This is a genomic window from Streptomyces sp. NPDC058157 (assembly GCF_042884105.1).
Taxonomy (GTDB): Bacteria; Actinomycetota; Actinomycetes; order Streptomycetales; family Streptomycetaceae; genus Streptomyces.
Window position 1 is genome coordinate 6,799 of record NZ_JBHVUQ010000149.1, and the last position, 12,104, is coordinate 18,902.

The 12,104-nt window shown below is 76.4% G+C and carries 5 protein-coding genes; all 5 read right to left on the reverse strand.

Annotated elements, in window-relative coordinates; genetic code table 11:
• Positions 1 to 6,044: acyltransferase domain-containing protein (locus ACFVXK_RS28505; RefSeq protein WP_389616790.1), on the reverse strand; the 6,044-nt coding region annotated here is incomplete at its 3' end.
• A 133-nt stretch (positions 6,045 to 6,177) separates the two neighbouring features.
• The gene (locus ACFVXK_RS28510) at positions 6,178 to 7,770 is read right to left on the reverse strand and encodes a GMC oxidoreductase (protein ID WP_389616802.1); all 1,593 of its coding nucleotides are present in this window, start codon (positions 7,768 to 7,770) and stop codon (positions 6,178 to 6,180) included.
• Positions 7,771 to 7,922: 152 nt separating this feature from the next.
• On the reverse strand, positions 7,923 to 8,135 hold the full coding sequence (locus tag ACFVXK_RS28515) for a ferredoxin (RefSeq protein WP_389616793.1): 213 nt from the start codon (positions 8,133 to 8,135) through the stop codon (positions 7,923 to 7,925).
• Complete coding sequence (locus tag ACFVXK_RS28520) at positions 8,132 to 9,310, reverse strand: cytochrome P450 (protein ID WP_389616796.1); 1,179 nt, start codon at positions 9,308 to 9,310, stop codon at positions 8,132 to 8,134. The genes ACFVXK_RS28515 and ACFVXK_RS28520 overlap by 4 nt, the downstream gene beginning before the upstream one ends.
• 323 nt (positions 9,311 to 9,633) lie before the next feature.
• Positions 9,634 to 11,592: a LuxR C-terminal-related transcriptional regulator gene (locus ACFVXK_RS28525; RefSeq protein WP_389616799.1), complete on the reverse strand. Its 1,959-nt coding sequence runs from the start codon at positions 11,590 to 11,592 to the stop codon at positions 9,634 to 9,636.
• Positions 11,593 to 12,104 lie beyond the last annotated feature (512 nt).

Consider the following 12,104-nt stretch of genomic DNA (forward strand, 5'->3'; position numbering starts at 1 on the left):
CGGGCGGCGGGGGTGCGACGGCCGGACCTGGTCGCGCTCCGGAGCCGGCCGGGCGCGGTGGGCCGCACCGGGGCCGGGGGTGCGCCCCGGAGCCGTTCGGGGGCGGCCGGGTCGGCGGTGGCGCGGACGAGGCGCCGGGCGAGGAGGCCGGTGGCGCGGACGGCGACCTCGTCCTCGCCGCCGGGTTCGGCGAGGAGCCCGGTGAGCAGGTCGAGGGTGCGGGCGTCGAGGGTTTCGGGCAGGTCCACGAGGCCGCCCCAGCGCTGGGGGTACTCGGCGCCGGTGACCCGGCCGAGGCCCCAGAGCTGGGCCTGGGCGGGGTGGCGGGGCGGGTCGGCGGGGCCGGTGGCGACGGCGCCGGAGGTGGCGCACCACAGGGGCGCGCCGACGCCGGTGTCGCCGAGGGCCTGGACGAGGGCGAGGGTGGCGGCGAGGGCGGCCGGGACGCGGTGCCCGGGGGCGTCGGAGGGGTCTTCGGCCAGCAGGGAGAGCACCCCGGTGACCGCGTCGGCGTCCAGGGCGGCCTCGGTGAGCCGGTCGGTGAGAAGTGCGGTCACGTGCTGCCGGCCGGGGTGGGCGGCCGGGTCGAGGGCGACGCGTTCGACGCGGGCGCCGCGCGCCGTGAGGGCCTCGTGGACGGCGGTGGCGGTGGCGGATCCGGCGTGTGCGGGGGTGGTGACGAGCAGCCAGGTCCCGGTGAGCGGGGCGCGGCCGTCGCGCCGGGCGCGGGTCTCGGTGGGGGTCCAGGTGATCCGGTAGCGCCAGCCGTCGATGCGGGCGGTGCGGGTGGAGCGGCGGCGCCGGTCGGCGAGCCGGGTGACCATGGTGTCGAGGGTGGCGTCGGGGGCGAGGTCCAGTGAGCTGGTCAGGGCGCGGACGTCGGCGTTCTCGACGGCCTCCCAGAACCGGGCCTCCTCCTCTCCGTACCCGGCGCCGGTCGCGGGGGCGGCCTGTGCGGCGGTGTCGAGCCAGAAGCGGCGGCGCTGGAAGGGGTAGGTGGGCAGGTCGACGGGGCGCGGGCGCAGGCCGGCGAAGGCGGCGGGCCAGTCGGCGGGCACGCCCCGGGTCCAGGCCTCGCCGAGGGAGGTGAGGAAGCGGGCGGCGCCGCCGTCGCCGCGGCGCAGCGAGGGCAGGACGTCGACGGTGGCGGCGGCGTCCTCGGCGGTCTCCTGGAGGCCGATGGCGAGGACGGGGTGCGGGCTGCACTCGACGAGGACCTGGTGGCCGTCGGCGATCAGGCGGCGGGCGGCCGGCTCGAAGCGGACGGTGGTGCGGAGGTTGGTGTACCAGTAGGCGGCGTCGAGGGCGGCGGAGTCGACGGGTTCGCCGGTGACGGTGGAGTAGAAGGGCACGCTCGGCGCGAGCGGGGTGATGCCGGCGAGGGCCTCGGCGAGTTCGGCCTCGATGAGCTCCACGTGCGCGGAGTGGGAGGCGTAGTCGACGGGGACCCGCTTGGCCCGGACGCCGTCGGCGGCGCAGGCGGCGAGGAGTTCGCCGAGGGCGTCGGCGTCCCCGGAGACGACGGTGGAGCGGGGGCCGTTGATCGCGGCGACGCCGAGGCGTTCGCCCCACTGCTCCAGGCGCCGGGTGACGTCGGCGAGGGGTTCGGGGACGGAGACCATCCCGCCGAGTCCCGCGAGGCGGGCGAGGAGGCGGCTGCGCAGGGCGACGACGCGGGCGGCGTCGTCCAGGCCGAGGGCGCCGGAGACGGCGGCGGCGGCGATCTCGCCCTGGGAGTGGCCGATGACGGCGGAGGGCTCGACGCCGAAGGAGCGCCACAGTTCGGCGAGGGAGACCATGACGGCCCAGAGGGCGGGCTGGACCACGTCGTCGGCGCTGTCGAGGGCGGGGGCGCCGGGGGCGCCGCGCAGGACGTCCTCCAGGTGCCAGTCCACGTACGGGGCGAGGGCGCGGCCGCAGGCGGCGATCCGTTCGCGGAAGACGGCGGAGGTGTCGAGGAGTTCCACGGCCATGCCGGCCCACTGGGAGCCCTGGCCGGGGAAGACGAAGGCGACGCGGCGGCCGTCGGCGGCGGTGCCCTGGGCGGTGCGGGGCGTGGAGCCGCCGGTGGCGAGGGCGCGCAGGCCCTCGGTGAGTTCGGCCTCGGTGGCCCCGGTGACGACGGCCCGGTGCGCGAAGGCCGTCCGGGTGGTGGCGAGGGCGTGGCCGGTGTCGGCGGGGCGGCGTCCGGGGTGCGCGGCGGTGTGCGCGAGCAGCGCCCCGGCGCGGGCGGCCAGCGCCTCGGGGCTGCGGGCGGACAGGATCCAGGGCACGGCGGGGGCGTCGTCCGGGGCGGCTTCCGCCGGAACGTCCTGGGCCGGGACGGATCCCGCCGGGGCGTCGTCAGCGGCGGGGGCGGCCGCGGCGTCGGCCGCGCCGCCGACCGGGGCGGGCTGCGCCGGGATGGCGGCGGCTTCGGACGGGAGGGGGGTCGGGGGTTCGTCCGCCCGGCGGGGTGCGGTGGGGGCCTCTTCGATGACGGCGTGGGCGTTGGTGCCGCTGATGCCGAACGAGGACACGCCGAACCGGCGCGGGCGGCCGGTCGCGGGCCACTCCACGGCGTCCGTCAGCAGCCGGACCCGTCCGGCGCTCCAGTCCACGTGCGGGGAGGGGACGTCGGCGTGCAGGGTCCGGGGCAGGACTCCGTGCTGGAGGGCCAGGACGGACTTCATGACGCCGGCGATGCCCGCGGCGGCCTGGGTGTGGCCGATGTTGGACTTCAGGGAGCCCAGCCACAGCGGCCGGTCCGCGTCGCGGTCCTGGCCGTAGGTGGCGAGGAGGGCCTGGGCCTCGATCGGGTCGCCGAGCCGGGTGCCGGTGCCGTGGGCCTCCACCGCGTCCACGTCGCCCGCCGTCAGCCCGGCGTTGGCCAGGGCCTGGCGGATCACCCGCTGCTGCGCGGGACCGCTGGGGGCGGTCAGGCCGTTCGAGGCACCGTCCTGGTTGATCGCGGAGCCCCGGACGACGGCCAGGACCCGGTGGCCGTTGCGCCGGGCGTCGGAGAGCCGCTCCAGCAGGACCATGCCGGCGCCCTCGGCGAGGCCGAAGCCGTCGGCGTCGGCGGAGAAGGCCTTGCAGCGGCCGTCGGGGGCGAGCGCGCGCTGCTTGCTGAACTCGACGAAGGAGCCGGCCGTCGGCAGCACGGTGACCCCGCCGGCCAGGGCCAGGGAGCATTCGCCGGTGCGCAGCGACTGGGCGGCCAGGTGGAGGGCGACGAGGGAGGAGGAGCAGGCCGTGTCGACGGTGACGGCGGGGCCCTCGAAGCCGAAGGTGTAGGCGAGCCGGCCGGAGGCGACGCTGACGCTGTTGCCGGTCAGCAGGTAGCCGCTGATGTCCTCGGGTGCCTCGTGGAGGCGGGGGCCGTAGTCCTGGTTCATGGCGCCGACGAAGGTGCCGGTGCGGGTGCCGCGCAGGGTGGCGGGGTCGATGCCGGCGCGTTCGAGCACCTCCCAGCCGGTCTCGAGGAGGAGCCGCTGCTGGGGGTCCATGGCGAGGGCCTCGCGCGGGGAGATCCCGAAGAACTCCGGGTCGAAGTCGGCGGCTTCGGCGAGCATGCCGGCTTCGCGCTGGTAGTAGCGGCCGGGGCGGCCCGGCTCGGCGTCGTAGAGGCCCTCGACGTCCCAGCCGCGGTCGGCGGGCAGCGCGGACACCGCGTCGGCGCCCTCGCCGAGCAGCCGCCACAGGGCTTCGGGGCTGTCGGTGCCGCCGGGCAGGCGGCAGCTCATGGCGACGATGGCGACGGGTTCGTCCCAGGCGGCGGCGGTGGTGTCCGGGGCGGCCGGGTCCTCGTGGGTGCCGAGGGCTTCGGCGAGGATCCGGCGGGTCAGGGCGGCGGGGGTGGGGTGGTCGAAGACGACGGTGTGCGGCAGGAGGAGTCCGGTGGCCTGGTTGAGGCGGCCGCGGAGTTCCACCGCCGTGACGGAGTCCAGGCCGAGGTCGCGGAAGGCCTGTCCGGGGGCGACGGCGTCCGGGCCGGGCAGCCCCAGCAGGCCGGCGGTCAGGGAGCGGACGAGCGCGGCGGCGGTGTGCTCGCGTTCGGCCTCGGGCAGCAGGGCGAGGCGGGCGGCGGGGGCACGGCCGGCGGCGGGCCGCTGGAAGGGGTACGTCGGCAGCTGGACGCGGTCCGTGGCGGCACCGGCGCGGAAGGCGGGCGTCCAGTCGACGTCGACGCCCTGGACGCAGGCCTCGGCGAGGGCCGTGCGCAGGCGGCGGAGGTCGCCCTGGCCGCGGCGCAGGGTGGCGAGGGTGACGGCGTGGCGTCCGGCGGCCGCGGCGGTCTCCTGCATGGCGGCGGTCAGCGTCGGGTGGGGGGCGATCTCCACGAGGGCCTCGTGGCCGTCGGCCAGCAGGGCGTGGGTGGTCTGCTCGAAGCGGACCGGGCGGCGCAGGGCCTCGGTCCAGAAGCCGGTGTCCAGGGTGCGGCCGTCGACGAGGCCGCCGGTGGCGGAGGAGTAGAGCGGGGTGTGGCCCGCGCGGGGGGTGAGGCCGGCGAGGGCGGAGAGCAGCCGGTCGCGGACGGCGTCGACGTGCGCCGAGTGGGCGGCGGCGCCGAGCCGTACGCCGCCGCAGCGGATGCCGTCGGCCTCCAGCGCGGCGCGCAGGGCGCGTACGGCGTCGCCGTCCCCGGAGACCACGTGGGAGGCGGGGCCGTTGTGGGCGGCGACGCAGAGTTCCCCGGCCCAGGGGGCGAGGCGCTCCTGGAGGAGGTGGCCGGGCAGGCTCACGGCGAGCATGTCGCCGCCGTGCGCGGCGAGTTCGGCGAGGGCCGCGCCCCAGGCGTGGGCGGCCCGGGCGGCGTCCTCCAGGGTGAGGACACCGGCCAGGTGGGCCGCGCCGATCTCGCCGACGCTGTGGCCGGCGTAGGCGCGGGGGCGGACCCCGTGGGCGTGCCAGGTCTCGGCGAGGGCTACCTGGACGCCGAAGGTGGCGGGGAGGCTGACGTCGGGGGTGTCCGGGCCGGGTGCGCCGGGGGCGCCGCGCAGCACGTCGGTGAGGAGCCAGCCGGTGAAGGGGGCGAGCGCCTCCTCGCAGCGCAGGGCGGCGGCGCGGAACTCCGGGGAGGAATCGATGAGTTCCCCGGCCATCGCGGGCCACTGCCCGCCGATGCCGGACAGGACGAACGCGGCCGGGCGGCCGGTGGCGGTGCCGCGGACCACGTCGGCGGGGAAGGCGCCGTCGGCGAGGGCGGCCAGCGCTTCGAGGCGGCGGTCCGGTGCGTCGCCGAGGAGCACGGCGCGGTCCGGGAACCGGTGCCGGGTGGTGGCGAGGGCCCGCCCCACGGCGGCGGGGTCGAGGCCGGGGTGCGCGGTGAGGTGCTCGTACAACTGCCGCGCCCGGGCGCGCAGCGCGTCGGGCCCGGCGGCGGAGAGGATCCAGGGCAGCGGCTCCCCGTCCCCGCGTCCCGCGGCCACGCCGGGGACGGCGGCGGCGGCGTCGGGGGTGGAGCCCGGGGTGGTGTTCCAGCCGGAGTCGGGGGGCGTGGTGAGGCGGCCGTCGGGGGTGAGTGCGGCGAGGATGCGGTCGCCGTCGGCCCGGGCGGCGGGCAGCGGCTTGAGGATGACGGCGCCGTAGCCGCCGGGCGCGGTGTCCGGCAGGTGGACGTCGGGGCCGGCGGCCAGGGCGAGGGCGCTCTCGCCCCGGCTGAGGGCCTCGTGGGCCGCGCGCAGGGCGTCGGGGCCGGTGGGGAGGCGGCGCAGCAGCGGGGCGGCTCCGGGGGCGAGCCGCAGGACGGCGCCGACCGCGGCGGCGGCCCCCTCCTGCGCGGGGGTCTCCGCGGCCGTGCCGGGGCCGGTGAGGAAGACGCCCGGGGCCGGGCTCGCGGCCGGGACGGCCCCGGCGTCCTCCAGCGCCTCCCACCAGGTCTCCGCCGCGGCCGGACCGTGCGGCAGGGCGCCGGCCGTCACGGGGTCCGACGGGTCCGCGGCGGCCTCCGCGAGGAACTCCGCGTCGAACGCCCCGACCGCGGCGGTGTCCTGCGGCCGGCGGTGTGCCGATCCGATCGCCACGATCACCTCGTGTGCGGCGTTCCCGGACTCCTCCGGCATAGCGACAGACTCCCGCATCATGTGTGCTCCATCGACCCGTTGAACTACTGCTGACTGGCTGGTTCCGCAGCGCCTCGGGGCCTGCGGGCATGCCGGGGAGGACCCCGTGCTGTTCCCCTGCGCGCGCCGCCGGCTACGCGGCGGTGACGTCCTGCCGGATGACGCGCTCGATGTTCCGTTCGGCCAGGGCGGTGATGGTGACGAACGGGTTCACGCCGATGGAGCCGGGGATGAGCGAACCGTCGGTCACGTAGAGGTTCTTGTAGCCCTTGACCCGGCCGTAGTCGTCGGTGGCCCGGCCGAGGACGCAGCCGCCGAGCGGGTGGTAGGTGAAGTCGTCGGAGAAGGCCTTCACCTGCTTGCCGAAGAGGTCGTAGCGGTACATCGTCGTGTTGGCCCTGTTGATGCGGTCGAACAGCGACTTCGCGGCGTTGACGGCGGGGGTGTTCTGGTCGCGGGTCCAGCGCAGGGCCGCCCGGTCGGTCGCCGCGTCGTAGGCGAAGGTGCCGCGTTCGGGGTTCTTGGTGATCGCCAGGTAGAGGCTGACCCAGGTCTCCAGGCCCGCGGGCATGGGGGCGATCTCGGCGAAGACGGGGTTCTGGGGGTTGTCCCAGTCGTCGATGCCGAGGGCGGGGATGGAGGACTGGTTGGCGCCGGTGGGGTTCCACACGTGGTTGGCGCGGGCGGTCATGATGTTGCCGTTGGGGCCCCAGCCGGCGCCGATCTCGGAGCTGAGCTCCGGCAGGGTGCCGGTCTCGCGGGCGCGCAGCAGCAGTTCGGTGGAGCCGAGGCTGCCGGCGCCGAGGAACAGGTGGCGGCAGGAGATCTCCTTGGTGGCCAGCAGCCGGCCGTCGGCGTCGCGCTGCTCGACGGTGAGGAGGTAGGTGCCGTCCTTCTGCTGCCGGATGGTCCTGGCCTGGTGCAGGGTCTCGATGGTGACCTTGCCGGTGCCCAGGGCGGCGGCCAGGTAGGTCTTGTCCAGGCTCTGCTTGCCGTGGTTGTTGCCGTAGATGACCTCGGCGGCCAGCGCCGACTTGGGGACCTCCCCGGCCGCCTCGCGCCGCATGTGGTCGAAGTCGTAGACGTTGGGGACGTGGACGGTGCCGAGGCCCGCCTTCTGGGCCTGGTCGCGCGAGACCCGGGCGAACTTGTACCACTCGGTGCTCTCGAACCAGCCGTTGTCGATGTGGTTGACGCGGAGCATGGAGTTGGCGCGCGGGAAGTAGCGGTCGTACATCTCGGCGGCGTCGACGCGCGGCAGCACCTCCTCGAAGTAGGAGCGCTTCGGGGCCACCGCCATACCGCCGTTGACGAGGGAGCCGCCGCCGACGCCGCGGCCCACGTACACCGACATCTGGTCGAAGTTGACCCGGTCCAGGACGCCGGCGTAGGGGTCGATGTCGCGGTTGGCCAGGTCCAGCCAGAGGAAGCTGCCGAGGGGGGCCTCGGTGCGGTTCTTGAACCAGCTGGAGCGCTTGTCGGGCTTGAGCATGCCGGCGAAGACGTTGCCGTCGGGGCCGGGCTGGTTCCACAGCTGGCCCATTTCGAGCATGACCGTGCGGACCCCGGCCTCGCCCAGGCGCAGTGCGGAGACGGCGGCGCCGTAGCCGGTGCCGATGACGACGGCGGGGACGAAGGCGGTGCCGTCGGCGCGGTCGGCGGCCAGGGCGCGGGGGGCTCCGATGGTGGTGGTGCCCGCGAGGGCCGCCGCGCCGAGGGCCGTCATTCCGAGCAAGCGGCGGCGTGACAGGTGCTGTTCCACGGTAGGTACCTGACTTTCAGGAGAAAAGGGACGGACGGTGGCGTGGGAACGCCTTCGTGCGGCGGGTGCGGGCGGCCTTCGGCGGGCGGGGAGACCCCGGAGGGAGGCGGGGGCGGTCAGCCGGCGGTGTGCAGGGTGATCGCGGCGCAGGGGCACTGGTCGGCGGCCTCGCGCACGGCGGCGTGCGCGGCGGCGGGCGGCCCGGGGTCGAGGAGGACCACGAGGCCCTCCTCGCACTGGTCGAAGACCCCGGGGGCGATCAGGGCGCACATGCCGGCGCCGCAGCACAGCCGCCGGTCGGCCGTGACCCGCAGCGGGTCGTCGCTCACCAGGCGACGGGCAGCGCGTACACGCCGTAGACCTGCATGTCGTGGCGGAGCCGGACCTCCTCGGGCGGGCAGGCCAGGCGCAGCTGCGGGAAGCGTTCCAGCAGGGCGGTGAAGCCGACCCGCAGCTCGATGCGGGCCAGTTGCTGGCCGAGGCACTGGTGGATGCCGTGGCCGAAGCCGAGGTGGCCGGCGGCGCGCCGGGTCACGTCGAAGGACTCGGGGTCCGGGAAGCGTTCGGGGTCGCGGTTGGCGGCGGCGAGGGAGACCATCACGACCTCCCCCTCCTTGATGAGGGTCCCCTCGATCTCCACGTCCTCGAGGGCGGCCCGGGTGGGGCCGTGGTGGACGATGCTGAGGTAGCGCAGGCTCTCCTCGACGGCGCCCTCGATCAGGGAGGGGTCGGCGCGCAGCGCGGCCAGCTGCTCGGGGTGTTCCAGCAGGGCGAAGGTGCCGAGGGCGAGCTGGTTGGCGGTGGTCTCGTGGCCGGCGACCAGCAGCAGGAAGGCGATCGAGGTGAGTTCCTCGTCGGTGAGGTCCGGGTCGGCGGTGATCAGGCCGCTGAGGATGTCGTCGGCGGGCTCGGTGCGCTTGAGGCGCACCAGGCCGCCCAGGTAGGCCGCGAGTTCCAGGAAGGCGGCGGTGACGTCCTCGGTGGACTCGCCGAAGCTGCTCCAGACGTGGGTGTGGTGCTGGAAGGTGTCGCGGTCGGCGTAGGGCACGCCGAGCAGTTCGCAGATCACGAGGGAGGGGATGGGCAGCGCGAAGTGCTCGAAGAGGTCGGCGGGGGAGCCGAGGCGCTCCATCTCGTCGAGCCGCTCCGTGGTGATCTTCTCGATCCACTCGGTGAGCAGGCGCATCCGGCGGACGGTGAACTGCCCGACGAGGAGCTTGCGGTAGCGCTGGTGCTCGGGGTCGTCGTGCTGGATGAACATGCCGGGGGGCGCGGCCGGGGCCTCGTCCAGGGTCGCGGCGCGCGGGACCGGCGGGTGCTTGAGCTCGCCGCGGGCGCTGAAGCGGGCGTCGGCGAGGACGGCCCGGGCGGCGGAATATCCGGTGACGAGCCAGCCGAGGTGGCCGTCGGCGAATTCCATGCGCGTCAGCGGTTCGGTCCGGCGCAGCGACCGGGTCTCCGGGGGCGGGTTGAAGTATCCGTCCCGGACAGTGGAAAAGGTCACCGGTAAACCCTGGCTCATACATGCCCTTCCATGGCCGGCCGTATTGCGGCTCGAATCATTCGGAAACGCGGCCTCAACACGGCGTCAACGCGTCCTTAACAAGGCTTGCTGCAATTCGAACTCCGTCGTCCGCGCAGTTCGATCAGCGCCACCTCGAAGGTAGGGAGACGGGGTGAAAGGTGTCAACGAAATCAATCCCGCGCGCGCTAACCCTGTGGGCGCGGGCCGGGGGGTACGGTTACGGGCGGTACCGGGGGGCTTCGGTTCGGTACGGTACGGGCGCCCGCCGGGCCCCCTTCCCCTCCCCCGCCGCCCGCAGGCCGTCACGAGGCCTCCTGGGCCAGCAGTTGTGCCATGGGGGCGAGTGCGGCGCGGCCGTCGATCCGCAGCTTGCGGTAGGCCTGGGTGAGGTGCTTCTCGACCGCCCGGGCACTGACCTCCAGCCGTTCGGCGATGGCACGGTTGGAGGTGCCGCGGGCGGCCAGGGCGGCGACGCGGCGCTCGGTGCGGGTCAGGGCGGCCACCGCGTCCGCGCCCTGGCAGCCGGCGATGGTGTGCAGGGCCCGGCCGGCCCGGTCGGCGATCCAGGGCGCCCCGCACCGCAGTCCCTGTTCCCGGGCGTGGGTGAGCCGGTGCTCGGCCTCCGCCTCCTGGCCGGCCGTCAGCAGCCGTCTGCCCAGGAGCAGGGAAGTGCGGGCCTGTTCGAGGAGGTGGGCGGTGCGTTCCAGGGTGGCCGCGGAGTCGCGCAGCAGGGCGAGCCCCCGTTCTCCCCCGGTGACCGCGCCCCGGCCGCGCAGCGCGCGGCCGATGGGTACCGGGCTGCCCCAGGCCAGGGCGCGTTCGTACTCCTCGTCCATGAGGTCGTGGGCCTGGCCGGGCCGGCCCATCCGGTAGTGGAGCGCGGAGACCCAGGAGCGCCAGGGTGCGACGGCCGGGTTGCGCCAGTGGGCCCGTTCGGCCGTGCGCCCCCAGTCGAGGTAGCAGTCGAGGGCGGTCGGCAGGTCGTGGCGCAGGGCGGCGGCGGAACCGCGGACGAGGAGCCTGAGGGAGGGGAGGTGGCCGTGGGCGGGGTCCGGCGGGGAGCCCGCCAGCAGCCGTTCGCACAGGGCGGTGTCCCGGGCTTCCAGGGCGGCCAGGAAGACGGCGGCCAGGGTGCGCGGGGCGGCCCATTCGGTGGCGCCCAGGTCGAGCGCCTCCGTGGCGTGGACGCGGGCCAGGGCCAGGTCGCCCCGGGCGAGGGCGAGATGGGCGAGTTCGACGGCGGTCAGGGCCCGCGGGACGGTGGCGTGGTCGCGGCGGGCCCGGTCGTGGGCGGTGTGCAGCCAGGGGCCGATGATGGTCAGGGAGTCGGCGGCGACCAGGACGTCGGTCAGCAGGGGCAGGGCGGTGTGGACGTGGCCGGGGGTGGCCGGCTCGTGCTGGAGCAGCCGTTCGGCGAGCGGTACGGCCTGGGCGGCGGTGACCCGCTGGGCCAGGACGGCCCCGTGCAGCAGGACGGTGACCCGTTCCCGGTCGGCGGCGCCGTCCAGCCGGGGGACGGGGCCGAGGGCGCGCAGCCGGTCGGCGGAGGCGGCCAGTTCGGCGGGCCCGGCCACGGCGGCGTGTCCCAGGCGGGCCTCCAGCCGCAGGGCGCTGTGGCGGGCGGCGCCGGTGAGCCCCGCCGGGTCGCCCAGCGCGGCGGCGGTCCGGGCGACGGTGTCGAGGGTGGCGGGCGGGCAGTCGGCGAGGAGGAAGGGCGGGATCCGGCCCGCCACGCGGGCGCGGCCGGCCGGGTCCGGGAGGAGGAGCAGGGCCTGGGTGAAGTGGCGCAGTGCGGCCCTGGGGGCGAAGTCGCGCTCGACGGTGGCCAGTTCGACGAGGAGGTCGGCGCGGCCGGGTCCGTCGGGCGGGCTGAGGAGCAGGGCGCGGCGCAGGTAGCGGGCGGCGGCCTCCGGGTCCGCGCGGCGCAGGGCGGCGGTCGCGGCGGCCCGGAGTGCCTCTTGCGCCCAGGGCTCCGGGCACGAGGACACGGCGAGCAGCTGCGCGGCGGCGTGTTCGGCGGGGTGCCCGCCCTGGTGCAGCAGGAGGGCGGCGCGCAGCCGGGCGGCCTCGGCCTCGGCGGGGGACATGGCCTCCTCCACGGCGTCCGCGACGACCGGGTGGACGAACCGGGGCACGGGCCCCTCCGCCAACAGCCCGAGCCGCCGCAACACCCGCACCGCCTCGGCCCGCCCGACGTCGTCGAGCCCGGCCAGCCGGCCGGCGGGGTCCTCCCCGGAGCCCTCCACCCCCCAGCCCGCCACGGCATCCGCTGGCTCCGAGGCCCCTCCGGGCACCCCGGCCTCCATCGCCCCACCAGGCGCTGCTGCGTACCCCGTCACCGCGGCCTCTCCGGCCGCCCGGGCCCGCGCACCCTCCCCGGCACCACCGGGCACCCCGGTCCACGCGAAGTCCGCGGCGCTCCCGGGCGCCCCCGGGCAGGCGGATGCCGCCTCGCCTCCGGCCGCTCCAGTCCACGGGGATTCCGCGCCACCGCCGGGTACCCGTGGGTACGCGGTTGCCGTGAAGTCTCCGCCCACGCAGGCGTGCAGGGGTTCTGCGGCAGCGTCTCCAGGCGCCCCGGTCCACTCGGCTTCCCCGACGCGTCCGGGCGCCCCTGGGGACGCGGACGGTGTCACGGTTCCGGTCGGTGCGGTGCGCGCGGTGCCTCCGGCCGTCCCGGTGTACGCGGTTGCCGCGGTGCCTCCGACCGCCGCGGCCGACCGCAACGTCCCGGAGTGTCCGGTCTCCCCGGCGCTGCGGAAGGGGCCGGCGT